The sequence below is a fragment of the Mycobacterium sp. NPDC050441 genome, from assembly GCF_040655355.1.
Taxonomy (GTDB): domain Bacteria; phylum Actinomycetota; class Actinomycetes; order Mycobacteriales; family Mycobacteriaceae; genus Mycobacterium.
The window spans coordinates 293,134-318,206 of sequence record NZ_JBFAJS010000001.1; the positions used below are offsets into that span (position 1 = coordinate 293,134).

The 25,073-nt window shown below is 66.9% G+C and carries 30 protein-coding genes; 13 read left to right on the forward strand and 17 right to left on the reverse strand.

Annotated features, from left to right (window positions below):
- The first annotated feature begins 2 nt into the window (after positions 1-2).
- The 3 genes from AB0I14_RS01540 to AB0I14_RS01550 are packed head-to-tail and all read left to right on the forward strand — an operon-like array spanning position 3 to position 2,224.
- Entirely contained in the window at positions 3-809 is an 807-nt protein-coding gene (locus AB0I14_RS01540; protein WP_358014852.1) for an alpha/beta fold hydrolase, read from the forward strand.
- 9 nt (positions 810-818) lie between these two features.
- Positions 819-2,024, forward strand: a complete 1,206-nt coding sequence (locus tag AB0I14_RS01545) for a cytochrome P450 (RefSeq protein WP_358014855.1) — start codon at positions 819-821, stop codon at positions 2,022-2,024.
- Between the two features lie 5 nt (positions 2,025-2,029).
- Positions 2,030-2,224, forward strand: a complete 195-nt coding sequence (locus AB0I14_RS01550; RefSeq protein WP_358014858.1) for a ferredoxin — start codon at positions 2,030-2,032, stop codon at positions 2,222-2,224.
- Positions 2,225-2,235: 11 nt separating this feature from the next.
- Here the strand turns inward: AB0I14_RS01550 and AB0I14_RS01555 are convergent, their stop codons facing one another.
- The 4 genes from AB0I14_RS01555 to AB0I14_RS01570 all read right to left on the reverse strand — a co-directional run bounded on the left by AB0I14_RS01555 (position 2,236) and on the right by AB0I14_RS01570 (position 6,459).
- Positions 2,236-3,735, reverse strand: coding sequence for an HNH endonuclease signature motif containing protein (locus AB0I14_RS01555; RefSeq protein ID WP_358014861.1), 1,500 nt, complete (start codon positions 3,733-3,735; stop codon positions 2,236-2,238).
- A gap of 52 nt (positions 3,736-3,787) precedes the next feature.
- Complete coding sequence (locus AB0I14_RS01560; protein WP_358016685.1) at positions 3,788-4,444, reverse strand: hypothetical protein; 657 nt, start codon at positions 4,442-4,444, stop codon at positions 3,788-3,790.
- A 96-nt stretch (positions 4,445-4,540) separates the two neighbouring features.
- Complete coding sequence (locus tag AB0I14_RS01565) at positions 4,541-5,167, reverse strand: PaaI family thioesterase (RefSeq protein WP_358014864.1); 627 nt, start codon at positions 5,165-5,167, stop codon at positions 4,541-4,543.
- Complete coding sequence (locus AB0I14_RS01570) at positions 5,164-6,459, reverse strand: adenylosuccinate synthase (protein WP_358014867.1); 1,296 nt, start codon at positions 6,457-6,459, stop codon at positions 5,164-5,166. The genes AB0I14_RS01565 and AB0I14_RS01570 overlap by 4 nt, the downstream gene beginning before the upstream one ends.
- Before the next feature lie 106 nt (positions 6,460-6,565).
- On the opposite strand from AB0I14_RS01570, the gene AB0I14_RS01575 reads away from it, so the two are divergent.
- The 3 genes from AB0I14_RS01575 to AB0I14_RS01585 all read left to right on the forward strand — a co-directional run bounded on the left by AB0I14_RS01575 (position 6,566) and on the right by AB0I14_RS01585 (position 8,918).
- Positions 6,566-7,147, forward strand: coding sequence for a hypothetical protein (locus tag AB0I14_RS01575; RefSeq protein WP_358014870.1), 582 nt, complete (start codon positions 6,566-6,568; stop codon positions 7,145-7,147).
- Positions 7,148-7,176: 29 nt separating this feature from the next.
- Complete coding sequence (locus AB0I14_RS01580; RefSeq protein WP_358014872.1) at positions 7,177-7,956, forward strand: site-2 protease family protein; 780 nt, start codon at positions 7,177-7,179, stop codon at positions 7,954-7,956.
- Between the two features lie 65 nt (positions 7,957-8,021).
- Positions 8,022-8,918: a cation diffusion facilitator family transporter gene (locus AB0I14_RS01585; RefSeq protein WP_358016688.1), complete on the forward strand. Its 897-nt coding sequence runs from the start codon at positions 8,022-8,024 to the stop codon at positions 8,916-8,918.
- Here the strand turns inward: AB0I14_RS01585 and AB0I14_RS01590 are convergent.
- Positions 8,915-9,331 (reverse strand): DUF3151 domain-containing protein, encoded by a 417-nt coding sequence (locus tag AB0I14_RS01590; RefSeq protein WP_358014875.1) that lies wholly within the window; start codon positions 9,329-9,331, stop codon positions 8,915-8,917. The two genes, AB0I14_RS01585 and AB0I14_RS01590, sit on opposite strands and share 4 nt — an antisense overlap.
- A gap of 64 nt (positions 9,332-9,395) precedes the next feature.
- On the opposite strand from AB0I14_RS01590, the gene AB0I14_RS01595 reads away from it, so the two are divergent.
- Positions 9,396-10,196: a DUF4878 domain-containing protein gene (locus AB0I14_RS01595; RefSeq protein WP_358014877.1), complete on the forward strand. Its 801-nt coding sequence runs from the start codon at positions 9,396-9,398 to the stop codon at positions 10,194-10,196.
- A 9-nt stretch (positions 10,197-10,205) separates the two neighbouring features.
- A complete protein-coding gene (locus AB0I14_RS01600) occupies positions 10,206-10,793 on the forward strand; it encodes a CHAP domain-containing protein (RefSeq protein ID WP_358014880.1) in 588 nt (195 codons plus the stop codon).
- On the opposite strand, the gene fbaA is transcribed toward AB0I14_RS01600, so the two are convergent.
- Positions 10,790-11,827, reverse strand: coding sequence for a class II fructose-bisphosphate aldolase (gene fbaA / locus AB0I14_RS01605; RefSeq protein ID WP_358014883.1), 1,038 nt, complete (start codon positions 11,825-11,827; stop codon positions 10,790-10,792). The genes AB0I14_RS01600 and fbaA overlap by 4 nt on opposite strands.
- A 119-nt stretch (positions 11,828-11,946) precedes the next feature.
- Here fbaA and AB0I14_RS01610 point away from each other — a divergent pair, with 119 nt between their 5' ends.
- The gene (locus AB0I14_RS01610; protein ID WP_358016691.1) at positions 11,947-12,606 is read left to right on the forward strand and encodes a VTT domain-containing protein; all 660 of its coding nucleotides are present in this window, start codon (positions 11,947-11,949) and stop codon (positions 12,604-12,606) included.
- Here AB0I14_RS01610 and AB0I14_RS01615 read toward each other — a convergent pair.
- From AB0I14_RS01615 to AB0I14_RS01640, 6 genes are all read right to left on the reverse strand, one after another.
- Positions 12,603-13,502, reverse strand: a complete 900-nt coding sequence (locus AB0I14_RS01615) for an LLM class F420-dependent oxidoreductase (RefSeq protein ID WP_358014886.1) — start codon at positions 13,500-13,502, stop codon at positions 12,603-12,605. The genes AB0I14_RS01610 and AB0I14_RS01615 overlap by 4 nt on opposite strands.
- On the reverse strand, positions 13,499-14,665 hold the full coding sequence (locus AB0I14_RS01620) for an XdhC/CoxI family protein (RefSeq protein ID WP_358014889.1): 1,167 nt from the start codon (positions 14,663-14,665) through the stop codon (positions 13,499-13,501). The genes AB0I14_RS01615 and AB0I14_RS01620 overlap by 4 nt, the downstream gene beginning before the upstream one ends.
- A gap of 75 nt (positions 14,666-14,740) precedes the next feature.
- Positions 14,741-15,424 carry a FadR/GntR family transcriptional regulator gene (locus AB0I14_RS01625; protein WP_358014892.1) on the reverse strand — a complete coding sequence of 228 codons (684 nt, stop codon included), beginning with the start codon at positions 15,422-15,424 and terminating at the stop codon, positions 14,741-14,743.
- 92 nt (positions 15,425-15,516) lie between these two features.
- Complete coding sequence (locus AB0I14_RS01630) at positions 15,517-16,617, reverse strand: glycoside hydrolase family 76 protein (RefSeq protein ID WP_358014895.1); 1,101 nt, start codon at positions 16,615-16,617, stop codon at positions 15,517-15,519.
- Between the two features lie 70 nt (positions 16,618-16,687).
- Positions 16,688-17,041: an amidohydrolase family protein gene (locus AB0I14_RS01635; RefSeq protein ID WP_358014898.1), complete on the reverse strand. Its 354-nt coding sequence runs from the start codon at positions 17,039-17,041 to the stop codon at positions 16,688-16,690.
- A gap of 83 nt (positions 17,042-17,124) precedes the next feature.
- Positions 17,125-17,583 carry a DoxX family protein gene (locus AB0I14_RS01640; protein WP_358014901.1) on the reverse strand — a complete coding sequence of 153 codons (459 nt, stop codon included), beginning with the start codon at positions 17,581-17,583 and terminating at the stop codon, positions 17,125-17,127.
- A gap of 335 nt (positions 17,584-17,918) precedes the next feature.
- On the opposite strand from AB0I14_RS01640, the gene cynR reads away from it, so the two are divergent.
- From cynR to cynS, 3 genes are all read left to right on the forward strand, one after another.
- A complete protein-coding gene (gene cynR, locus AB0I14_RS01645) occupies positions 17,919-18,818 on the forward strand; it encodes a transcriptional regulator CynR (protein ID WP_358014904.1) in 900 nt (299 codons plus the stop codon).
- A gap of 116 nt (positions 18,819-18,934) precedes the next feature.
- Entirely contained in the window at positions 18,935-19,510 is a 576-nt protein-coding gene (locus AB0I14_RS01650) for a carbonic anhydrase (protein ID WP_358014907.1), read from the forward strand.
- A 52-nt stretch (positions 19,511-19,562) separates the two neighbouring features.
- Positions 19,563-20,033 (forward strand): cyanase, encoded by a 471-nt coding sequence (cynS, locus tag AB0I14_RS01655; RefSeq protein WP_358014910.1) that lies wholly within the window; start codon positions 19,563-19,565, stop codon positions 20,031-20,033.
- A gap of 1 nt (position 20,034) precedes the next feature.
- Here cynS and AB0I14_RS01660 read toward each other — a convergent pair whose 3' ends face one another.
- From AB0I14_RS01660 to AB0I14_RS01680, 5 genes are read right to left on the reverse strand one after another with little or no spacing between them, the layout of a single operon-like run.
- Complete coding sequence (locus AB0I14_RS01660; RefSeq protein WP_358014912.1) at positions 20,035-20,688, reverse strand: RNA methyltransferase; 654 nt, start codon at positions 20,686-20,688, stop codon at positions 20,035-20,037.
- Positions 20,681-21,571 (reverse strand): hypothetical protein, encoded by an 891-nt coding sequence (locus tag AB0I14_RS01665; protein ID WP_358016694.1) that lies wholly within the window; start codon positions 21,569-21,571, stop codon positions 20,681-20,683. The genes AB0I14_RS01660 and AB0I14_RS01665 overlap by 8 nt, the downstream gene beginning before the upstream one ends.
- A gap of 18 nt (positions 21,572-21,589) precedes the next feature.
- The gene (locus AB0I14_RS01670; protein WP_358014915.1) at positions 21,590-22,366 is read right to left on the reverse strand and encodes an SDR family oxidoreductase; all 777 of its coding nucleotides are present in this window, start codon (positions 22,364-22,366) and stop codon (positions 21,590-21,592) included.
- Positions 22,367-22,401: 35 nt separating this feature from the next.
- Positions 22,402-23,268 (reverse strand): trehalose monomycolate transport factor TtfA, encoded by an 867-nt coding sequence (gene ttfA, locus AB0I14_RS01675; RefSeq protein ID WP_358014918.1) that lies wholly within the window; start codon positions 23,266-23,268, stop codon positions 22,402-22,404.
- 59 nt (positions 23,269-23,327) lie between these two features.
- Entirely contained in the window at positions 23,328-23,972 is a 645-nt protein-coding gene (locus AB0I14_RS01680) for a TetR/AcrR family transcriptional regulator (RefSeq protein ID WP_358014921.1), read from the reverse strand.
- Positions 23,973-24,042: 70 nt separating this feature from the next.
- Here AB0I14_RS01680 and AB0I14_RS01685 point away from each other — a divergent pair, with 70 nt between their 5' ends.
- The gene (locus AB0I14_RS01685) at positions 24,043-25,068 is read left to right on the forward strand and encodes a Rieske 2Fe-2S domain-containing protein (RefSeq protein WP_358014924.1); all 1,026 of its coding nucleotides are present in this window, start codon (positions 24,043-24,045) and stop codon (positions 25,066-25,068) included.
- The last annotated feature ends 5 nt before the right edge of the window (positions 25,069-25,073 follow it).

A 25,073-nucleotide genomic window follows, 5' to 3' on the forward strand; every position in this document is an offset into this window, starting at 1 on the left:
CTGTGCAGGAATTGCGAGTGCCGACGAAACTCGGCCGCATCCGCGTCCAGGTCCGCGGCGACGGCGATGCCGTGTTGTTCTGGCCGAGCCTGCTGATGACCGGCGACATGTGGGCCGGACAGGTGCAGGAGTTCGAGCGCGATCACCGAGTCATCCTCGTTGACCCGCCCGGCCACGGCGGTAGCGAAAAGCTGACCGCCCCTTTCAGTTTCACCGACTGCGCCGACACCGTCGCCGACATCCTCGACGGCGTGGGCGTCGAGCGCACGCACTTCGTCGGCAACTCGTGGGGCGGGATGATCGGTGGGACGTTCGCCGCGTTGTACCCGGGCCGCATCGGCCGTGCCGTGTTGATGAACTGCACGGCGTCGCCCGCCGGGCGAGGGCAGAAGTTGGAATACGGCTTGCTGCTGCGGATGGCCAAAGCCCTCGGGGGACTCCGCGGTCCCCTCACCCGACCGGTGCTCACGGCGTTCCTGGGCCCGACGACGTTTCAGACACGTCCCGAGGTGGTCGCCTTCGTACGGGATGCAGCGCACCGCGTCGACGTCGATTCCGCCGCGTGGGCGGTGCAGAGCGTGGTGCCGCGCCGCCCGGATCAGCGCACGTTGCTCTCGCGAGTGACGGCACCGGTGCTCGTGGTCGCCGGCGCCGAAGACGCGACCTTCCCGCTGAGGGAGACCATCGCGATGGCCGACGCCATTCCGGGGGCCGACGTGACGGTGCTCGACGGCGTCGCGCACCTGGCCGCGCTGGAGAATCCCCGCCTCGTCAACACGTTGATCAGGGACTTCCTGGCACGCGGGTAGCGTCGTGGCATGACTGGGCCGACGACACTGCCGCCATTGCACATGCGGCGCAATGCCTTCGACCCGACGCCGGACCTGCGCGAGATCCGTGAGACCGACGGGGTGCGCAAGGTCGTCAGTGCGCTCGGCAATCCCGTGTACCTGATCACCCGCCACGAGGACGTCAAGGCGGTGTTGGGTGATCACGAACGGTTCTCCAACAGCAGACCACCCGGTTTCACCCTGCCCGGAGCGCCCGAAATGTCCGACGAGGAGCTGGCCAGCGCACGCGCAGGCAACCTGTTGGGGCTCGACCCGCCCGAACACCAGCGGCTGCGCCGCATGCTCACCGCGGAGTTCACCATCCGCCGGATGAAACGTCTGGAACCTCGGATCGGCGAGATCGTCGACTCCCGGCTCGATGCGATGGCAGCGGCCGGCCCGCCCTCGGATCTGGTGGCCGACTTTGCGCTTCCCATCCCCTCGCTGGTGATCTGCGAACTGCTCGGCGTGCCCTACGAGGATCGCGACGATTTCCAGCAACGCTCGGCACACCAGCTCGACCTGTCCCTGCCCATCGCGGAACGTCTTGCGCTGCAACAGCAGAGCCGGGACTACATGCGCGGCCTCGTTGCCCGGGCCCGCCGCGATCCGGGCGAGGACATCCTCGGCATGCTGGTCCGCGACCACGGGGGCGAGCTGTCCGACGACGAACTCGTCGGCATCGCCGGGCTGCTGCTGCTCGCCGGGCATGAAACCACGTCGAACATGCTGGGCCTGGGCGTCCTGGCATTGCTGCGCCACCCCGACCAGCTGGCCGCGGTGCGCGACGATCCGGATGCCGTCGGCCCCGCCGTCGAGGAACTGCTGCGCTGGCTGTCCATCGTGCAGAATGCCATCCCCCGCTTCACCACCACCGAGGTCGAAGTTGCCGGCGTGCGGATTCCCCCGGGAGAGTTGGTCTTTGCCTCACTTCCGGCGGGCAACCGGGACCCCGGTTTCATCCAGATGCCCGACGCGCTCGACATCAGCCGCGGCGCACCCGGCCATCTGGCCTTCGGCCACGGCGTGCACCACTGCCTCGGCGCTCCGCTCGCCCGCATGGAGATGCGGATCGCCTTCCCGGCCCTGCTGCAACGGTTCCCGAACCTCGCGCTGGCCGAGCCGTTCGAGGATGTCGCCTACCGGTCTTTCCACTTCATCTACGGGCTGAAAACGTTGGCGGTAACGTGGTGAGCGCCATGAAAGTAGAAGCAGATCAGGACGCTTGCATCGCATCGGGCAACTGCGTGATGGTCTCCGACGTCATCTTCGATCAGGACGACGACGGTGTGGTCGAAGTCCTCGTCGATGAGGTGCCCGACGATGAGATCGCGCACGCACGCGAAGCCGTCAAGCTGTGCCCGGCAAGCGCATTGAAGCTCACCGGGGGCTGACGCCCTGCCACTCAGAAGGGTGGGGGCGGCCCGTACTCTTCTGCGAGCCAGGCTTGGTATTGGTGTTCGTATTCGATGTCGGCGTTGAGTTCGGTACGGAAGCGTCGTTCCTCGGCGATGCGGTCTTGACGGTCTTGTTCCCGGGTTCGTGTGCGTTTGGGCATCTTCGCGCCGCGATCGGGGTGCGGGGCTTGCGGTTCGGGGAGGTTCAGTTCCCCGGTGGGTTGGGCCAGGGTGGGGAACATCCCGGCGCCGTGAGGTTCGGTGCCGTACGTGTGTCCGGTGGGTGAGCTGAATTCAACAGTGCCATCGGGGAGTTGGTGGTCGGTCCAGCCGGGGCAGAACGTTTTCACCAAATGGTGTGCCCGGCAATACAGTTTGGTGTTCGACGGATGCGTGGGACCCGTGGGCCAGGGTGCGGTGTGGTCGATATCGCAACGTTCGGCGGGGGCGTCACAGCCCGGGAACCGGCACGTCAGATCCCGCCACCGGATGAACTCCGACAGTGCCACCGACGGGCGGTACCCCGGCTCAGAATTGGCCGAATCAGAGGCGGCCGGCGGGGCCAGGTCGCCGGGATCGCCCGACTCAGCAGGCTCGCTGGGTTCGGTCGGCTCGGTGGGCACCACCACCGGCTTGATCTTGCCCATAGCGGCCAGGTCCCGCACCGACTCGGCGGGCAAGATCCCATGGCCGGCCAGATACCCCGGATCATCAGAGGTGCCGTCCACGGTGGCCTGGCCGGCCAGCACGTGGACCAACGCAGCATCGGCGGCGGCCCGTTTCTGTGTGGCCGGGCAATCCTCACGACCACACAGGCACGGCAACTGCGATTCTAACCGGGCCACCGGCCCGACCGCATCAGCGCGGCGCTGCTCACGGGTCCGGGGATCGTGCTCACACACGGTGTCGGCCACCGCATCCAGACGCTGACTCAGCGCGACCCCATCGGCGGCGTGGACATTGGCCCACACCGAGGTCATGCCCGGGCTGCTCGGTTCGATCTGCACGAACCGCTCGTCGTCCACAGTGGGTGGGACCCGCACCCCGTTCGGGTCGAGTTTGGCGATCCACTGATCCACCCGATCCCGCAACTGCCGTTCGGAAAACCGCATCCACCGGTGCGCGCGGGTGGCCAGCTCTGCATCCAACCCAGACCACACCGCCGGGTCCACGATGCCGGTGCGGGCGATGATCATCCGCACCACCCGATAGTCGATATCCCCGACAGCGAACCGCGCCGCCACCAACGGCAACTTGTCGCGCAGCACCCGGGCGTGATGAATCTGCGTACCGGCCCGGCCCCTGCTGATCCGCAGTGCCGCCGATATTTCGGCGGCGACCGCCTCGAACGGATCGGTGGTCCAGAAGATGGTTTCGGCCAGCTCTTGTTCGCGGAGAGTATCCAATTCCCCGATCACGGCCAGACGCCCTGCGATCGCCGCGGATTCCGCGCGGGCCGACGCACTGATCCTGTCGATCAGCTCCGCGCCGAAATGTTCTTCGAACACGTGTTCGATTATGCCACGCCGCACCGACACGCGTGCGCGAAACTACCGCTGACTAGGCAGAATGCTCGTGCTCACCGGGTAGGTCGATCACGCCCGCCCGGACCAGGAACAACAGGCTGACCACCAGCACCCAGGTCGGGAACGCCAGCGCCAACCACATACTCAGATCGCCCGCGATCAGGAGTGTCGCCGCGAGAAGGTATGTCGTGAACGCCAACAGGCGGGGCATCAGACCGGTCTTCAACCAGATCGTGGCCAGCGAGATCATGAACACTGCGGCCATGCGGATCCCGTAGGTCTTACTCAGCGCCAGCAGCAACATCTGTCCGAACGTGGCGACGTCGGAATGGGCCGCCGCGTCGACCATCCCGGCCTTGCTGGCGATCAAGGCGGCACCGACGGCCGAGGACACGAACATCATGGCCAGGAACAGGATCCCGCTACCGAGGAACACCGACGAGAAGAACCGGTCCTCGTAGCGCCCGAAGCCGTCGCGCACCACGCCGATGAACCACAGGAACGCGATACCCGCGAACGGCATCAAGATCGACGCCACCCGCAGTCGGGTACTCGCTCCGTCGATCCACTGCGAGCCCGGCTCGGCACCTTCGGGCAGCGCGGTGCGGATCAAGACCAGCGAGACCCCGAACAGTACGGCGAACAACACTCCCGCGATCGCCGCGGCACGCGGCGTCGACAAACGGTGCATAGGTTGTTGATCCACGGCGCCATAGTGACACCCCGAGTCCCAAACTGCGGGGAGATCTTGAAGCGACGTGCAATCGAGTCCGACCGGTCGCCCGCCCTACGGCTGGCCCGGCAGCAACCTCAGCATCAGGCCGTTGGCCTCGGCCAGCAGATTCTCGTCGGGGTCACGCAGTTCGGCGTTCACAAATGCCTTGCGCCCCTCAGACTCACGCACCCAACCGCGGGCGGTCAGCACCGTGTCGATCGGCGTCACCTTGCGGTAGTCCACATGCAGGAAAGCCGTACGGCTGATCGGCCGGCCGGCAGCGTGGATCACCATGCCGAACACCGAGTCGAACAACAGCGGCAACACACCGCCGTGCACCGCATAGTTGCCGCCGACGTGGAATCTGCTGAACTCGACCTTCAATTCGACGCCCTCGGGCTCGAACTTCGCCACGGTGAACGGCGGCATCAGCAGACTGCCCACACCGGGCAGGGACGGCACCCGATTGGCCGGCCCGACACCCTCGGCAGCCTCATACGGGCCGAGCAGCTTGACGAGTTCTTCAGCCCGATCGGCCGCGTCGTCCCAGGTGTCGCTGTCCGGATTGGCCGAGACCGCCAGGTCCTGCGCCCGGCGCATCGCGGTGAGAAACCGCGCGAATCCCGGCCCGGGATCGGCCGATTCGAATACCGGGAATCCGCCGTGCTGTTCGAAGACCGATGGGCGCTCGTCGGTCACTTGGCGGCCAGGATGTCACGCCGCACGATCGTCTGCTCACGGCCGGGACCAACGCCGATGCACGAAACATGCGCGCCGGCAAGCTCTTCCAGCCGCAGCACGTAGTCCTGAGCCTTGGCGGGCAGATCGGAGAACTCACGCGCGTCGGAGATGTCCTCCCACCAACCGGGCAGCTCTTCATAGATCGGCTCGGCCCGGTGGATGTCCGACTGCGTCATGGGCATCTCGTTGGTGCGCTTGCCGTCGACCTTGTATCCGACGCACACGGGCACGGTCTCCAGGCTGGACAGCACGTCGAGCTTGGTCAGGAAGTAGTCGGTGATGCCGTTGACCCGGGTGGCGTACCGCGCGATCACGGCGTCGAACCAGCCGCAGCGCCGGGCCCGGCCGGTGGTCACGCCGACCTCGCCGCCGGTCTTGGCCAGGTAGGCACCGTGCTCGTCGAACAGCTCGGTCGGGAACGGACCCGACCCGACGCGGGTGGTGTAGGCCTTGAGGATTCCCAGCACCGTGGTGATCTGCGTCGGCCCGATCCCGGAACCGACGGCGGCGCCGCCGGCCGTCGGATTCGACGAGGTGACGAACGGGTAGGTGCCGTGGTCGACGTCGAGCAGGGTGCCCTGCGACCCCTCCAGCAGCACGGTCTCGCCCTTTTCCAGCGCCTGGTTCAGCAGCAGGCGGGCATCGGCGATGCGGTGCTTGAAGCCTTCGGCCTGGGTGAGCAGGTTCTCCAGGACCTCGCCCGTTTCGAGCGCCTTGCGGTTGTAGATCTTGACCAGCACCTGGTTCTTGAATTCCAGTGCCGCCTCGATCTTTTCGGCCAGCAGCTGCTCGTCGAGCACATCGGCGACCCGGATGCCGATGCGGGCGATCTTGTCCTGGTAGCAGGGACCGATGCCGCGGCCGGTGGTGCCGATCTTCTTGCTGCCGGCGTACCGCTCCACCACCTTGTCGATGGCGACGTGATACGGCATCAGCAGATGCGCGTCGGCCGAGATCAGCAGGCCCGAGGTGTCGACGCCGCGATCTTCCAGGCCCTGGAGCTCGGTGAGCAACACACCCGGATCCACCACCACGCCGTTACCGATGACGTTGGTGACCCCTGGCGTCAGGATGCCCGAGGGGATCAGATGCAGTGCGAAGTTCTCCCCGGTGGGCAGGACGACGGTATGCCCGGCGTTGTTGCCCCCCTGGTAGCGAACAACCCATTGCACACGACCACCGAGCAGATCGGTGGCTTTACCTTTGCCCTCGTCGCCCCATTGGGCGCCGATGAGGACGATTGCCGGCATGGCGTAGTCTCCCGCTCAATCTTCCGCACTAGTGTGGTGCAGCCGGTAGGTCACCTTATCCCAGCACACGCTGCGAACCACATTTTCTCGACCGCGAGGAGCAGTTTTGTCCGCCTCACCCGGCGTCGCGTTGGTCGGCACAGGCCGTGTTCCGCGCCCGCTCCGCGACCTGCCGAGGGTCGGTGTCGATGAGCTCGGGGCGCACCGCAGGGTGGTCGTGACCGGCGGCGAAGCCGAACTTTCCGCCGTACTCACCGCGTTGCTGCGCGCCGATCGGCTCGATGTCGAGGTCGCGGTGGCGTCCGGCAGCTGGTCGGCCCGGCGCGCGCTGCGCGCCCCGGCCCGGCGTGTCCCGCTGATCCGCGATGAGACGGGAACAGTGCTGGTCGGCGCGGCGCACTGGCACGGAGCCGACGGTTCGCCGCTACAGGGCGAGGCCATCGTCGACGACTGCGTGCTGTTCGACGGCGAGGCGCCCGGTGTCCGGGTCGAGCCGACGGCGGACATGCCGGGACTGCGTGCGAGCGTGCTCTCGGACCGTGGCCGCCCACGCCGCTGGGTCGTCGGCCGCGCCGCGCAGCTCGGCACCTCGGGTGCCCAGGTGATCCGCGACGGTGTGCCCGCGCCGCGGACGGTACGGCGCTCAACGTTCTACCGGCACACCGAAGGCTGGCTGCGCGTCGGCTGAACTGCGGCCACAGCCGGTAGCGTCGAATCGTGAACATCCGCCCGCTGCATCAGTCGGTACGGCCCAGCCCGGTCTTCTTGGCCGTTGTCGCGATCACTGTGGCCGGCGGAGTGATCGCCTGGCTGTCCGCCGACAACGTGAAGCCGCTGTCCTATGTGGGCGTCTTCATCCTGGTGATCGCCGGCTGGCTGGTGTCGCTGTGCCTCCATGAATTCGGCCATGCGTTCACCGCGTGGCGGTTCGGTGACCACGACGTGGCGGTGCGCGGCTATCTGACGCTCAATCCGCTCAAGTACTCCCATCCCCTGCTGTCGCTGGGGTTGCCGGTGTTGTTCATCGCCCTCGGCGGCATCGGCCTGCCCGGCGGGGCCGTCTACGTCCGCACCTCGTGGATGACGGCGCGGCAGAAGACCCTGGTCAGCCTGGCCGGCCCGGCCGCCAACCTGGTGTTGGGGGTGCTGCTGCTGGGCATCACCCGGATCTTCTTCGATCCGGCACACGGGGTGTTCTGGTCCGGGCTGGCCTTCCTGGGGTTCCTGCAGATCACTGCGGTACTGCTGAACCTGCTGCCGATTCCCGGGCTGGACGGGTACGGCGCACTGGAACCGCACCTGAGCCCCGCCACCCAGCGAGCACTGGAGCCGGCCAAGCAGTGGGGTTTCTTCATCCTGTTGATCCTGCTGATCACGCCCACGCTCAACCGCTGGTTCTTCTCGGTGGTCTTCTGGTTCGTCGACCTCTCCGGAGTGCCGAGCCAACTCGTGTCCATCGGCAGCCAGCTGACCCGGTTCTGGTCCGCCTGGCTCTGACACGTCGTGGCCGGTGACGGTCGCGACACTTGCGACATATGCGTACTTCCGCATATATTTCGGGCATGGGTGCCGGTCACGATCACAGTCACAGCAGCGATACCCGCGTCAGCAGGATGCTCATCGCCGCGGCGATCCTCAGCGCGTTCTTCGTCCTTGAGCTGGTCACCGCGCTGCTGATCAACTCGATCGCACTGCTCGCCGACGCCGGCCACATGCTCACCGACCTGGTCGCCATGTTCATGGGTTTGACCGCGGTGTTGCTGGCCAAGCGCGGCAGTTCCTCCCCGGCCCGCACCTACGGCTGGCACCGGGCCGAGGTCTTCACCGCCGTGGCCAACGCCGCCCTGCTCCTGGGCGTGGCGGGGTTCATCCTCTACGAGGCCTTCGAACGCCTCGGCAATGCTCCCGACGTCCCCGGCATGCCCATGATCGTCGTGGCCCTGGCCGGCCTGGCCGCCAACGCCGTCGTCGTGATGATGCTCCGGTCGCACTCCAAGGACAGCCTGGCCGTCAAAGGTGCCTACATGGAGGTTGTGGCCGACACCGTCGGCAGTATCGGCGTCCTGGTTGCCGGCATCGTCACCGTCACCACCGGCTGGCCCTACGCCGACGTCGTGGTCGCCGTCCTGGTCGCACTCTGGGTCCTGCCTCGCGCCATCGCGCTGGCCCGGGCAGCACTGCGGATCCTGAGCGAATCCTCCCCGCAGCACATCGACGTCGAGGAGCTGCGTACCGCGCTCGGGGCGGTGGATGGCGTGACGGGCGTGCACGATCTGCACGTGTGGACGCTGGTACCCGGCAAGGACATGGTCACCGCGCACCTGACCAGCAATGCCGACACCGCCCGAGTGCTCGACGATGCGCGAGCGGTGCTGAACGCCCGGGGCCTGGCCCACGCCACCGTGCAGGTGGAGCCGCCCGAATCAGCCGACGACTGCTCCTGCGAGGCGAAGGACTAGGCCAGGCCGAGCTCGGCGCGCGCCGACGGATCGCAGTCGTCGAGCAGATCGAGGCACCGCTGGAACTCGTCGGTCTCACCGATGTCGTCGGCCGCCCGGGCCAGCGAGGCCACACACCGCAGGAATCCCTGGTTCGGCTCATGGGCGAACGGCACCGGGCCGAAACCCTTCCAGCCGTTACGCCGCAACTGATCCAACCCGCGGTGATAGCCGGTGCGGGCATACGCATATGCGGTCACGGCCTTGTCGTCGGCGAGCGCCCTCTCGGCCAGCACCGCCCACGCGATCGACGCCGACGGGTGGGCAGCGGCCACGACGGCAGCCTTTTCACCCGCGGCCAACTCGTCCTCGGCCTCAGGGTCCCCGGGAAGGAAGACCGGCTCCGGCCCCAACAAATCACCCATCCGTGTCATGGGCCTATTGTGCACCGACCGATAAGCTCCACCGGTACCGACGTACGGGAGGACCGCAGCAGGGATGTCGAACCCAACGGGACCTGACGAAGACCGCGCCCACCAGAGCGACACACCTACCGAGAAGGTCGAGTTGCCTTCCAAGGCCGAGCTGTCCGCCCTCTCCGAGCCGGCCACCGAGATCATCGGCTCAGCCGATGAGGTCACCGAGGCGGTGGCCCGCAGCGAAGAACGACGCTTCACCGCACCGTCCGGGTTCGACGGATCCACCCAGAAGATCGACACCCCACCCGACCCGGAGACCGAGGTGTTCGCACCGCCGGCCGAGGGTGACACCGTCACCGAGGAAGTACCGAAAGGCGCTGCCCCGCAAGTTATTCCACCGCGCGAAGAATCGGATCAGCCGCCGGCGCCTGCCACCCGCCGCAGCTGGGGATGGGTGGTGGCGGTCGTACTGGTGATCGCGGCCCTGGTGGCGGTCGCGGTACTCGGGACCGTCCTGCTGACCCGCAAATCGTCGTCCACGTCCTCCCAGGAAGACGACGTCCGCACGACGATCCAGGACTTCGACGCGGCCATCCAGCGTGGCGACCTGGCCGCCCTGCGATCGATGACGTGCGGCACCACCCGCGAGAACTACGTCAAGTACGACCAGAAGGCCTGGGACGAAACCCACGCCCGGGTGGAGGACGCCAAGCAGTACCCAGTGGTGGCCAGCATCGACCAGGTGGTCGTCAGCGGCGACCACGCCGAGGCCAACGTCACCAGCTTCATGGCATTCGCCCCGCAAACCCGGTCCACCCGCAGCTTCGACCTCCAGTTCCGCGACAGTCAGTGGAAGATCTGCCAGGCGCCTACCGGCTAATCTGGTGCGGTGACCCTGCGCGGACGCAAGCTCTGGCTGACACTGTGCGCGCTCGGCGCGGTCATCGTGGTCGGTCTGGCCACCCTGTTGGTCCGGTTTCCCGGCGCAATCGACCTCCTGCCCGGCAAACCCGTCGCCTTCCCCCAGATCGACCGCACCGCACTCGATCCGGCCCAGGCGCGCATCGTCGATGTGCTGCAGTCGCAGTACGACGCCCAGCCCGGCGGCAGCCACTTTTCCGAAGGAGTCGAGGAGCCGTGGTGCGCCGACTTCGTCAGCTGGGTGCTCAACGAGGCGGGTCGGCCGCTGTCCAACCCGAACTCGGGGAGCTGGCGGATCCCGGGCGTGTACACGCTGCAGGAGTACTACCAGGCCGCGGGCCGGTTCACCGATCCGCAGGGATACCGGCCGCACACCGGTGACGTGGTGATGTACGCCGATGGCAGCCCGCTCGGGTTGCACACGAATTTCGTTGCGACCGTGGATGACAACGCGATCACCACAATCGGCGGCAATGAGGAGGGCGGCATCCGGGTGCACACCCTCGATGACGCCGAGATCGCCGGGATCCTCGGTTACGGCCGGTTGGCCGCCTAACCGGCGGTGACGCTGCGCCCGGCGCTGTGCAGGTCGTTGCAGGCCTCGATCACGCGCTCGCTCATCGACGCCTCGGCCTTCTTCAGATAGCTGCGCGGGTCGTAGACCTTCTTGTTACCCACTTCGCCGTCGATCTTGAGCACACCGTCGTAGTTGGTGAACATGTGCGCGGCCAGCGGGCGGGTGAAAGCGTACTGCGTGTCGGTGTCGACGTTCATCTTCACCACGCCGTACTTGAGGGAATCTTCTATCTCGGACTTCAGCGAACCCGACCCGCCGTGGAAGACGAAATCGAAAGGCTTTGCATCATCGGACAATCCGAGCTTGGCGGCGGCCACCCGCTGCCCCTCGGCCAGCACCTCGGGCTTGAGCACCACATTGCCGGGCTTGTAAACGCCGTGCACGTTTCCGAACGTGGCGGCCAGTAGGTAGGCCCCGTGCTCGCCGGCGCCCAGGGCGTCGATGGTCTTCTCGAAGTCGTCCGAGGAGGTGTAGAGCTTTTCGTTGATCTCCGCCTCGACACCGTCCTCTTCACCGCCGACGACACCGATCTCGACCTCGAGGACGATCTTGGCCGCAGCGGCAAGCTTCAGGAGTTCCTGGGCGATCGCGAGGTTCTCGTCGATCGGGACGGCCGAGCCGTCCCACATGTGCGACTGGAACAGCGGATTTCGGCCGGCGGCGACCCGCTCGGCAGAGATGGCGAGCAGCGGACGCACGTACGTGTCCAGCTTGTCCTTCGGACAGTGGTCGGTGTGCAGGGCCACCGTGATCGGGTACTTCTCGGCGATCACATGGGCGAACTCGGCCAGTGCGACAGCACCGGTCACCATGTCCTTGACCCCGAGCCCCGAAGCGAACTCGGCCCCGCCGGTGGAGAACTGGATGATGCCGTCACTGCCCGCGTCGGCGAAACCCTTGATGGCCGCGTTGAGGCTCTCCGAGCCGACACAGTTGATGGCCGGGAACGCGAAGGAATGCTCCTTGGCCCGGCCGAGCATCTCGGCGTAGACCTCAGGCGTGGCGATCGGCATGGCATGTCCTTCCATCTGGACGTGAGTTATCGCAGGTGAAGACCGCTGGTGGGGCCCAGGTACCCTTGGGAGTCGTGATCGACACCGCCCTCCCTGAGGCTACGACCAATCTGGCGCTCATGCCGGATTTCATGGATCCACTGCACCTCATCGGATCCTTCGGCACCTGGGCCCTGGTGGGCATTCTCGTCGTCGTGTTCGTCGAGTCAGGCGTGCTGTTCCCCGTCCTGCCGGGCGACTCGTTGCTGTTCGTCGCAGGCATGCTCGCCGCGGGTACCGCCGCCCAGGGAACGGCAGTGAACGCAAACTTCGAACTCTGGCAGTTGCTGGTGTTCATCCCCGTCGCGGCGATCCTCGGCGGACAGGTCGGCTACCTCATCGGCCGGTTCATCGGTGTCGAGATGTTCAAACCCGACGCCCGGATCCTGAAGCAGAAATACCTCGACGAGGCCCACGCATTCTTCGAGCAGCGTGGCCCGTTCGCGATCGTCATCGCCCGCTTCGTGCCGATCGTGCGGACGCTGGCGCCCATCGTGGCCGGCGCCGCCAAGATGCGCTACGCGGTGTTCACGACGTTCAACGTCCTGGGCGCGATCGTGTGGGGAGTGGGCCTGGTACTGCTCGGCTACTGGCTGGGCCAATTCGAGATCATCCAGAAGCTGCTCGAACCGATCTTCATCCTGATCGTCGTGGCCTCCGTCGCGCCGATGTTCCTCGAATGGCTCAGGCGTCGCCGCGCCGCCAAGAAGGCTGCCGAGCAGATTCAGCCGAACCTCTAACCGAGACCCAGCGCGACCGCGAGTTCGCGTAGCGCCGGGCGCGGGTCGGCTGTCGGGTTCTCGCCCAATGCCTGGACGACGACGTGATCGGCCCCGGCATCCAGGTGCGCGGTGATCACCGCGGCCGCCTGATCCGCCGAGCCCATGCCGACGAGGCCGCGCGCCAGCCGGTCCGATCCGCCGCGAACCAGGTCGGTGTCGTCGAAACCCTGCCGCAGCCATGAGTTCCGGTAGTTCGGCAGCCCGCTGTAGACCTCGAGATGGTGGTGCGCGCGCGCCAGTTGGTCGGCATCGTCACCGCCGACGGCCACGGCCTGCTCGGACACCACCCAGCGGTCCGGGCCGAGGATCTTGCGCGTCGCCGCGGTGTGCTCGGGCGTGACGAGGTAGGGGTGTGCACCGTCGGCGTGCGTACCGGACAGCTCGATCATCTTCGGGCCGAGTGCAGCCAGCAGCCGGGGCGGGCGTCCGACGCCGGGTTCGATCTGCTCGGGCACCGCGGCCATCCGCTCGAGGTAGGTGCGCATCGTGGCCAGCGGCTTGGCGTAGGTGCCGCCCAGTCCATGCTCGACGAGCGGTCCGTGGCTGACGCCCAGCCCCAGTACGAACCGGCCCGGGTAGAGGGCCGTGAGGGTGCGGGCTCCCGATTCAGCGGCTGACGGCACCCGGACGTGAATGTTGGCGATGCCGGTACCCACCACGAGGCGCTCGGTGGCGGCCAGGAACGCCGCCGACTGGGTGAGCGCCTCCTTGCCGACCACTTCAGGTAGGAACAACGAGCCGAAGCCGAGGGCTTCGATCTCCCGCGCGACCTGCTGCGCCTCGGGCATGGACCAGGTGTCGCTGGCCCACCACACGCCGATCCGGCTGGGGAAATCGATCCTGGCTCGGGTCACTGACCACTCCTCAATTCACTCGGTTCGTTGTGTTCGTGATGACTGTGTTCGTGATGAATGCGGCCGCCGGTGCCGGTCAGCGGCTTACCGGTGCCGTCCCAGCGTTGCGCGATGATCTCGGCCGCGATCGACACCGCGGTCTCTTCGGGCGTCCTGGCGCCGAGGTCCAATCCGATAGGGCTGGACAGCCTCGCGAGTTCTTCGTCGGTCAGGCCGACCTCGCGTAGCCGGGCCATCCGGTCGTCGTGGGTGCGCCGCGAACCCATCGCACCGATGTAGCCGATCTCAGGTAGCCGCAGCGCCACCTCGAGCAGTGGCACGTCGAACTTCGGATCGTGGGTGAGCAGGCAGATGACCGTGCGGCCGTCGATCGCGCCGGCAGCAGCCTGTGCGGCCAGGTACCGGTTGGGCCAGTCGACGACGACCTCGTCAGCGGTCGGGAAGCGGGCCGCGGTGGCGAAGACCGGGCGCGCGTCGCACACCGTGACGCGGTAGCCGAGCAGTGAGCCCTGGCGGGCGACGGCGGCCGCGAAGTCGATGGCTCCGAACACCAGCATCCGCGGGGGTGGCGCGAAGCTCGCGACGAACACCTCCATGCCCTCACCGCGGCGCTCACCGTCGGGTCCGAACGTCAGGACCCCGCTGCGGCCGGTGTCGAGCAGACCGCGGGCATCATCGGTGACGGCGCTGTCGGCGCGGGTCGAGCCGAGTGTGCCGGTCACCTCGTCGGTGCGGATGACCAGTCGCCGGCCCACCCAGGCTGGGTCAGGGTGCGCGATGACGGTGGCCGTCGCAGCGGGCCGGTGCCGTTCGATGTCGTCGACCAGAGCTGCCAGTTCCGGGAACGTCCGCATCGACACGGGTTCGACGAACACATCGAGGATGCCGCCACAGGTCAGCCCCACGGCAAAGGCGTCGTCGTCACTGACTCCGTAACGCTGCAGCACCGGTGTGCCCCCGGCAACGACGTCGCCGGCCAGCTCGTACACCGCTCCTTCGACGCAGCCTCCGGAGACCGAACCCGTCACGGTGCCGTCGGGCGCGACCACCATCGAGGCCCCGGCAGGCCGCGGTGCGGAACGGAACGTGCGCACCACCGTCGCGAGGCCCACGGTGCCCCCGGCACGCCAGACCGACAGTGCATCGGCGAGCACGTCTCTCACGGTGACCAACGTAGCCCGCGCTGGGCACATGCTCAGTTTTGGGTCACCCGACCTCGGCAGGAGGCCTCTTTTTTGTCAGCTACCGACCGCGTGCAGATGGCGCTCGTGGACGTCGAGCCCGTAGATCGCGGCGCGGGTCGCCGCACCGTGGTCGCCTCGCTGGATCGCGTGAAACAGATCGTTGTGGAAATCCCGGTGTGGATCCTCGGGAGCGCCCATGCAGAACGCGCCGTGGGCGGGGTCGCGCATGGCATTTTCGAAAGAGCTGTAGAAATCGAGCAGCAGCGTGTTGTGCGAGGCGCGGGCCACACCGATGTGGAAGGCGACATCATGGTCGATGAACGCGTCCAGGTCAGCTTTGGCCTTCGCGGAGCGACGTCCCTGAAGTGCGACGCGGAGCGTATCGATATCGGCGGTCGAGCGGTGGGTCGCAGCTTCACGAGCGGCGAGCACCTCGAGCGTGTGACGCACCAACTGCGCCTCGTCTCGATCCGCGGCGTCGACCACGCGTTGCAGAGCGACTGTCGTCTCGTCCTCGGCGACCACGTAGGTGCCGTCGCCCTGTCGCGACTCGAGCAAGCCGAGCTGAACCAGTGACCGCACCGCCTCACGGACCGACGGTCGGCTGACACCAAGTGCCTCAACGAGTTTCGCCTCGGTGGGGATCTTTGTGCCGACTGGCCAGCTGCCTTGTTTGATCGCGTCCCGCAATCTGGCGACGACGACATCGACCAACGAGGTCCGGGCGACCCTTTCCATTCACGACCTACTTCACAAATACGTCAGATACCAACACACCCACTGTCGCCTGACAAATTCGGCTGCGGGGTCACAGATCTTGCTGATCGGGATTACCCGGCCAGGGTATGCGCAGCCTCCATGAGCATCCAACCCGATACCTGAACCGACAGGTCACGTTCGGGGATCGCCGACGCGTTGACCGCACCGTCGACGAACTCGGCTTGTTTTCCTTCGGCAGCGGGCACCTCGGCGGTCCGGTCCCAGAACGCCGCAAACAGCGGCAACCCGTCCACGGTCTGGCGGCCATTCCACGCCGACTCGGCGGACTTGAGCACGATCGACCGGGCCGACTCACGCGCGGCCTCATCTTGCGCGCTGTCCCCCGGCAACGTGGTGACCACCAGCGCCAGGTACCGCGCCAGGATGCCGTTGAACAACCCGCCGTCACCGCCGCCGGCGCCCTTGATGACGCCGTCGGTGGTCATCTCCTTGTCCACCGCGGCCACCAGACTGCGGACCCGTTCGGCGTGCCGGGCGTCGCCGGTCCGCACCGCGAGTTCGACCTCCAGACCGAGCACCACGCCCTGGCAGTAGGTGTACTGCGCCCGCACCATCGAGCCGGCCTTGATGCCGTCGAACACCAGGTGCGTTTCCGGATCGATGAGGGTGTCGTCGATCCAGTCGGCCATCTGCTGGGCCCGGCGCAACCGGTCGTCATAGCGCGCCAGGAAGATTCCGGCCGGGCCGTTGGCCGGCGCGTTGAAGAACTGGTCCTGCTTGCGCCACGGGATGCCGCCGCCGTCCTCGGGCACCCAGGCGTCGACGAACTGCTTGCACAGCTTCCTGAGCGCGTGGGCTTTTTCCACGCCGACCACGCGCCCGGCCCGCTCGAGGGCAAGTGCCAGCCAGGCCATGTCGTCGTAGTAGTTGTTGGTCCAGGACAGGTTGTTGCGCATCCAGTGTCCACGGATCTGCTGCTCGATCTGAGTTCTCCGCTGCGGCTGCGGATTACGCACCTGCGCGTCGACCAGACAGTCCAGCAGGTGCGCCTGCCACCAGTAATGCCAGGTTCCGAACTTGCGGTACTTCTTGGTCGCCGGCCAAGCCACCACACCGAGCTGAGTACCCGGCAGACCCCAGAGTTTTGTCAGGTGACGTTGGGTTATCGCAGCTTCGGCGCTGGCCGCACGGTTAGCCCATAGCTGATCCATGGTGTCGATCCTGCCCTACCAGGCCGCCGAATTGGCGGCATGTCGGGCAGTTTCCGCCCTCGTCGTCAGGTCAGGATGGATGGTCGGCGGTGCGCACCGCCCGGCCGTCATGCAGGACCAGCAGCCGCTCTGGATGGCCGGCCGCCGCCTCGGCCGGGTTTGACGCCGCGATGACCACCAGGTCAGCTCGGTTGCCGGGTTGTAACCCGTAATCGGCGAGCCCGAGTGCGGTGGCTGCCGTGTCGGTGACCGGTGACGCCGCGTACCCGAGTTCCTGGTCGGTCAGCAGGCCGCCTTCAAGGCCGATGATCGTGGCGCGTTCGAGCATGTCGCCGGTGCCGTACGACCACCAGGCGTCGCGGATGTTGTCCGATCCGGCGAACACCAGCACGCCGTGTTCACGCAGCCGTAGAACCGGCGGCATGGTCCCGGCGGGGCCGCCGTCGGGTCGATGTCACGCTCCGTCGGGCAGCACCACGTCGACGAGCGCGTCGAGCACCGGGCCGGTCATGACAGCTCCGAAGTGAGCGGTTGCGATTGGTTCGCGAAAATGCCCCGGTTCCACGGTAACCGGGCACCGAGCAGGTCATCGATGCTCAACCGGCCCGGCCCGGTGGCGAGCAGCAGCAGCATCGAGGCGCCCAGTGCGAGCACCAGCTCGAATCCGCCCTTGGCGACGAACAACCCGTGCCCCGTGTGGGCGATCAGGTATGCACCGGCCATGGTGGCGAACAACAACGCCGCCCACACCGGGGTGGCCAGCCCGATGATCAACCCGATACCACCGGCGAATTCGATGGTGGCCGTGACCACCGCAGACAGCGCGGGGGCCGGGGCGCCCATCGACGCGAAGCCCTGTTGTGTCGCGCCGATCCCGTTGGTGACGAACTTCTGCCACCCGTGCGCGAGGAAGATGGCGCCCAGCCCCACGCGCGCCAACAGGATCAGCACGTTGCGGATCATCATCTAAAAGTGCTCCATTTCTTGAGGTTTCGTCGCCAAGGTCTTCAACGGGCGTGTGAGCGCAGTATGGCAGCGACCGCGAGTTGGTTCAGCGGGCGCCGGTGTCGTGGTCGCGGTGCCGGTTGTGGCGTCCGCGGTCTCGGCGGCGCGGTCCCCGCACCCCGCGGTGGTGGCGGCGATCAGCGCGAATGCCGCCGTTGTTCGGATGAAATTGCCGGGGACGGGCATGCCGGAGTCCTACTTTCAGACGGGGTTGGTTCCACCCTGCCGACGCTCCGTCATAGTGTCCAAGACGCATATGTCATTGGCGCGATAGCCACTGCCTATACATTGGGTCGATGGAGCTGCGACATCTCCGCTACCTGCTCGCCGTCGCCGATCATGGCAACTTCACCCGGGCCGCCGAGGCCCTGCATGTGTCGCAGCCCACCCTGTCTCAGCAGATCAAACAGCTGGAACGTGAGGTGGGCGCCACGCTGCTCGATCGCTCCGGCCGTACGGTTCGGCTCACCGACGCCGGTGAGGCGTATGCCCGGCACGGGCGGCTGGCCATCCAGGGCATCGACGCCGCCCAGCGAGCCGTCCACGATGTCCAGGATCTGACCCGCGGGCACCTTCGGATCGCGATGACGCCCACCATCACCGCCTACCTGATCGGTCCGCTGGTTCGGCAGTTTCACGCCCAGCACCCGGGCGTCACCCTCACGGTCATCGAGACCACCCAGGACCTCATCGAAGCGGACCTGCTCGCCGATCGCATCGATCTGGGCATCGCGTTCGCCGGGCAGCACACCGCCGGCGTATCCGCGTCCGCGCTCTTCACCGAGACCCTCAGCCTGGTCGTGGGCACTACCCACAACCACTATCCGAATGTCGAGACGTTCGCCATCGAGGAACTGTCCGCCCAACCGCTCGCCCTGCTGAGCCGAGAGTTCGCCACCCGCAACTACATCGACACGTACTTCGCCGCACACGGGATCACACCCCGCATCGTGATCGAGGCGAACTCCATCAGCGCACTGCTCGAGTTCGTTCGCCTCGGCACGCTGGCCACTGTGCTGCCCGACGCCATCACCCAAGCCCAGACCGGCCTGCACCCGATCCTTCCCGACCCCCCGCTGCCGTCACGCGAGGTCGTGCTCCTGCACCGGTCGGCGGGATATCAGTCGGCCGCCGCGCGGGCTTTCAGCACGATTGCTGCGCAGTACTCCCCGCAATCTGAACCGCGGTTACCATAGACACAAACTATAGGTTCAATGGATATTAAGTATTGGACGCTATAGCAACTGGCGCGCACAGTGGTTGACAACCGCCGGTCGCCCCAAGTCCGGCTCCCATCGAAGGGAGTGAACCCATGTACGACCTCGCCGAGGGCGTCGCGCAGTTCCAACGCGACACCTTTCCCGCCAAGTCCGACCTGTTCGCACACCTCGCCACCACGCACCGTCCGCACACGCTGTTCATCGGATGCTCCGACGCCCGCGTGGTCCCGGAGTTGATCACCGGCAGTGAGCCCGGCGAGTTGTTCGTCGTGCGCACCGCAGGCAACCTCGTCCCCGCCTACAGCCCGGGCGGCGACGGCATCGCCGCCAGCGTCGAATATGCCGTGTCGGCATTAGGGGTGTCCCGCATCGTCGTGTGCGGACATTCCGGCTGCGGCGCCATGACAGCGCTTGCCGAGAACCACGATCTGAGCGCCATGCCGACCACAGCCGAATGGCTCCGCCGGGCCGGCACCGATCGACCACATACACCCGATGAGGTTGATACAGACAAGGTTTCGCATCTTGTGCGCGAGAACGTGCGAGCGCAGTTGGCGAACCTGGCCACCCATCCCGCCGTTGCCCGAGCACTGGCCGCCGGTGCCGTCACCCTGCACGGCTGGGTCTTCGACATCGGCAGCGGCGCAGTCAGCGCCATCGACAGATAGATCCCCCGCTGCCGCGCCCGCGCAGCGTCATCACAAGGAAAGGACACCGAACATGGTGCACGCCCAATTTGATCCGACCGCCCGCCAGGCCTTGGCCGTCGCCGCGGTCGAGGCCAAGACCCGTAAGGATCTCACCTGGCAGCAGATCGCCGACGCCGCCGAACTCTCACCGGCATTCGTGACCGCCGCCGTGCTCGGCCAGCACGCGCTGCCGGCTCAGTCGGCCGTGGCGGTTGCCGCGCTGCTCGGCCTCGACGACGACGCCGCGCTTCTACTGCAGACCATCCCGACCCGCGGCTCGATCCCCGGCGGTGTTCCCACCGATCCGACGATCTACCGGTTCTACGAGATGCTGCAGGTCTATGGCACGACGCTTAAGGCGTTGGTCCACGAGCAGTTCGGTGACGGCATCATCAGCGCGATCAACTTCAAGCTCGATGTGCGTAAGGTCGCCGATCCGGAAGGCGGCGAACGCGCCGTCATCACCTTGGACGGCAAATACCTTCCGACGGTGCCCTTCTGAGCTACCAGGCCGCAGAGAAGTCCGCGTGGCGAGTGATCCACGCGTGCATGGCAATTCCGGCCGCGACGCCGGCGTTGATGCTGCGGGTCGACCCGAACTGCGCGATGGATACGGTCACCGCCGCTCCGGCCTGCGCCTCCGGTGTGATGCCCGGGCCTTCCTGGCCGAAGATCAGCAGGCAGTCGCGGGGTAGTTCGGTCTGTTCCAGACGCACGGCGCCGGGCACGTTGTCCACCGCGACGACGGTCAGCCCGGCGCCGGCGGCGAAGGTCAGCAGTTCGGCGGTGGTGTCGTGGTGGCACAACCGCTGATAGCGGTCGGTCACCATGGCGCCCCGCCGATTCCAGCGGCGCTTCCCTACGATGTGCACGGTGTCCACGGCGAAGGCGTTGGCGGTACGCACCACCGCACCGATGTTGGCGTCGTTGCCGAAGTTCTCGATCGCGATGTGCAGCCGATGCCGCCGCCGGTCGATGTCGGCGATGATCGCCTCCCGGGTCCAATACCGGTAGGCGTCAACGACATTGCGGGTATCGCCGTCGCGCAACAGCTCGGGGTCATACCGCGCGACGTCATCGGCGGAGGGCGGTGGCCCCTCCCAGGGCCCCACGCCCGGGCTCTCGCCCCACTCGGTCGGTCCGACTGCCTCAACCACTGGTGGTCCACAGGGCAGCGTGCGTGCCGATCACCGAAACCGACGCGTACAGCAGCGCCGCATTCATCTCCCCCTGCGTGCACAGCGAGGCCCGCACGTTGACCGCCCCACGCGAGGCCTCCGGCAGGATCAGCACCGACGAGCCGTACACCGAGCAGGCGTGGCTGAGACCCGGGGGTGGCAGCGTCGGCCCGGCCACCACCATCAGCGGACCGCCGCGGTTCGCCGCATCATCTGCGTAACGCGTTGCCGCGCCGTCGATTTCGAGGCCCAGCAACATGTATCCCTTGCCGTTGAAGGCAGTGGGGTCCCCCATCGCGGCCGGCGAAAGTTGCCCGCCGTCGGCGCTGAAGGCGTCGACGCTGCTGGACTTCACGGTGACCCCGGTGTCGTTGACATCGGTGGGCAGCACCCCCACCGGGAAGGCCGCCGGATAGGCGACGGTGGTACCGGCGATGCGCTCGCGCGGCGAGTACACGTACACCCCGCGCACCTGGCTCTGATCCCGCAACGGTCCCAAGCAGACTGTGCCACTGAGTTTGTCGGGCGCCGGCGCCGACAGCGGACGGATTCCCAGGTTGGTCAGGTCATCGCAGCCGTGCAGTCCGTCGGCCTCCATCGGATGCGCCAGCGCGCCGTACAACCCGAACCGGATGTCCTCGGGTTTGGCGTGGGCGTCACCCGAGGCCGAGCCCTCCACATCGATCAGCACGTGTTCGGAGTCGAACCGTAGATCCGACACCTTCAGGTGCCAACCCAGAATGTCCAACGAGTCCCCGAGCGCGCCGGTCGATGCTTCATAGGTGCGTCCCGGCTGATCGGATGTGCAGCCCGCGGTGACGACGAGAAGTACCGCCATCACCGCCGCGATCAGCGCCCGCACTGCCACGTCAGTTCTGTCCTAAGTTCTCCCACGACCTTTTCCCACTGCTTTTGTTATGGCGCGCACCAGGTTTCGCGGAGCCATCCGGCCCCCGGTGGTGAGCACCTTGTATTGCAGGCCGGGCACGATGACCACCTTGCCTGCGGCCACGTCGGCCAGGCAGTCGCGCACCACGTCCTCGACCTGCAGCCACAGGAACGACGGCGTACCCGCCATGTCGATGCCCGCGCGGGCATGGAACTCGGTGTGGACGAATCCCGGGCACAGCGCGTGCACCCCGACCCCGGTGCCACCCAGCCCGTTGGCCAACCCTTCGGTGAACGAGACGACCCAGGCCTTGGAAGCCGAATAGGTCGATCCGCGTCCGGGCACCAGCCCGGCGACGCTGGCCACGTTGATGACGGTGCCGCTGCCTGCTTCGATCATCGACGGCAGCGCGGCGTGCGTCAGTTCCATCACCGCGGTGACGTTCACATCGAGTTGGGCCTGTAACTGGGCGAGGTCGGCGGTCCAGAATTCACCCGAAGTGCCGAATCCGGCGTTGTTCACCAACACCTGCACCCCGGCGCGCAGTCGGTCGGCGACCTTGGCCCGGTCGAGGGCGGACGCCAGGTCCGCGGGCAGTATTTCGACGTCTACACCGACCTCGTCGTGCAGTTCGGCGGCAAGTTGTTCCAACCGTGCAGCATCGCGCGCCACGAGGACCAGGTCATAACCATCACGCGCGTAGCGGCGGGCGAACCCGGCGCCGAGCCCCGAGGTCGGTCCGGTGATCAGCGCGAGGGGACGAGGCACGACCTAGAGGGTACTTAACTGCTCTGCTGTGCCGGCTACCGCTGGTAATGCGGTGCGTGACGCCCGTTGCGGGCCGGCGGCGGGGTGCGACGGACCGCATCCGGGCGACCCGGCTCCTGGCGCGGCTGGGTGTAACGACTCACATCACCACGTCCGGGTGCCGCATCGGCCCGGCCCGGTGGCAGCTCGCGACGCCCGGCAGGGGTCGGCGCCAACGGGCGGCTGGGCGAGCTTGCGCGACGGGCCAGCGCAGCCTGGCTGCCCTGACCGGACTGGGGCGCCACGCCGTTCTGCGGAACCGGGGGCAGTACCCGCAGCAGGTCGTTGAACTGACGCACGGTGCGCAGCCCCTCGTCCCACTGGGCGCGGGTGCTGGTGACCGGCATGCTGACGAGCGTCCAGTTCTGCTCGTTCCACATGATCTCGGCACAATCGGGGGCGGTGTGGGCGAAGGTGACCATCCGGCGGTCGCACGCGCGGCGAGCGGCATCGAGGTTGGTGGAGTACACCATCCGCGGACCGATCGCGCCGAGCAGCCAGATGTCGCTCTCCCGAGGCTCCTTGATGCCCTTGAGCCGCAGGTCGACGACGACGTTCGTGCCGACCTTGCGGTGCAGCGCGATCACTGTCGCCACCTCTTCGATGTCAAAGATGAACACCGCCTCGCCACGAATCTGGCCGAGGACGACGTTCTTGGCCGTGACGTCACCGACGGTCGACATCACCCCGCGCTTCCAGCGCTTGAGGATCTCGTGCGACTCGTGCTCGTAGTCGAAGCCATGCGACTTCGCCCACGACTTGCGGCGCCGTCCCAACCCACGCCGACGGTCGATGTCGACGTACAGCAATACGGCCGCACCCACGAAACAGAGTGCGGACAGCGTGAACCAGAGCGGGACCATCGGGCCTAGCCTACTTGTTGACGGCGGAAATGCCCCCACGTTGTGAGGTCACAACCCGGTTACTGGTGATCAGAGCGCTGCATCCGGGACTCTTCGAGGTATGTGACGATCGCGTTCGTCAGGCCCCGCCGGGCCACGTCGAGATCGGTATAGGTGCCGAGTTGACGCTCGGAGGTGATACCGCGCATCGCGCCCGGGATGAACGACGCGACCTCGCGGACCCGCTCGGGGTCCACGTCGAGATCGGAGAAGGCCTGCTGACAGGTTTGCAGCCAACCCTGCCCCCACGACGAGAGTTCGGCCGCGGTCTTCGGGTAGAGCCGTTCCAGTTCGGCGCGGTCCCGTGGCAGCGCGGCGCGCAGATTCTCGATCGCCCGCGAATCGCTGGCTGTCAGCCCGTCATAGAGCAGGTCGATGATGCCGGCGACGCGCTGACGTAGCGGCGCCCCGTCGTCGCGGTGGCTCAGCATGCCCGCGCGACGTTCGGCGGTGCGCTGCAGGACTGCCGCCCAGAATCCGTCGATGTCGCCGAACTGGTATTTCACCGCACCCCAGGTGGCACCGATCTCTTTGGCGATCCGGTTGGCCGACACCGCTCCCGGGTCGCCGGTGGCCAGCGCCTTGCGCGCGGCTTCCAGCATGCTCTCCCGGGTGGCGAGGCCGCGTCGGTTGGTCCGCCGCGCGCCCGCCTCGGTCTCGGTCATCTCCGAGAGATTACCCCGTTTTCACAGAACCCTCTTCCAAAGTTTCACAGAACCTCCTACGATTCGCGTCATGGCAAAACCACCGTTGTCGATGAAACCGACGGGATGGTTCCAGGTCGCCTGGTCCGACCAGGTCGACGTGGGCGCTGTGCACGCCATGAAGTACTTCGGCGAGGAGATGGTCGCCTGGCGCTCGGAATCCGGGCAGGTGACCGTGATGAACGCCTACTGCGAGCACCTCGGAGCCCACCTCGGGTTCGGTGGCCACGTTGTCGGCGAGGCCATCCAGTGCCCGTTCCACGGCTGGCAGTGGAATACCGAGGGCCGCAACGTCTGTATCCCGTATCAGGACCGGCCCAACCGCGGCCGCCGGATGCGCACCTACCCCGTCGTCGAGCGCAACGAGGTCATCTACATCTGGCACGACATCGAAGGCCGTGAGCCCTTTTTCGACGCGCCGGACGTGTTCGCCTCCTTCGGCGACGGCAGCAGTGCGGCCGACTACTACCCGCAGCAGCGGTTGTTCCGCGCCGAGCTCGAACTACATCCGCAGTACGTGCTGGAGAACGGCGTCGACTTCGCGCACTTCAAGTTCGTGCACCAGACCCCGATCGTGCCGGTGTTCACCCGCCACGACTTCGCCGCACCGATCTCCTACGTCGACTTCACCATCACGTTCGAAGGCGACGATCAACAGTCGATCGACGATGTGCGCAGCGGTGTGGAGGCGATCAACGGCGGTCTGGGCATCGCGGTGACCAAGAGCTGGGGCATGATCGACAACCGCACCATCTCGGCAGTCACCCCCATCGACGAGTCCACCTCCGACGTGCGGTTCATGGTCTACATCGGCCGGACCCCGGGTAAGGATTCTCAACGCGCGGCTGCCAGGGCCGCCGAGTTCGGCGACGAGGTGATCCGCCAGTTCACCCAGGACATCCACATCTGGTCACACCAGCGCTATTCCGATCCACCGGCGCTGGCCACCGCCGAGTACGAGGGCTTCACCGCTATCCGTAAGTGGGCCATGCAGTTCTATCCCGACGGTCGCGGCGGTAGTGCCGCCGATCTGGCCACCTCCCACCAGAAGGGCTGAACCAC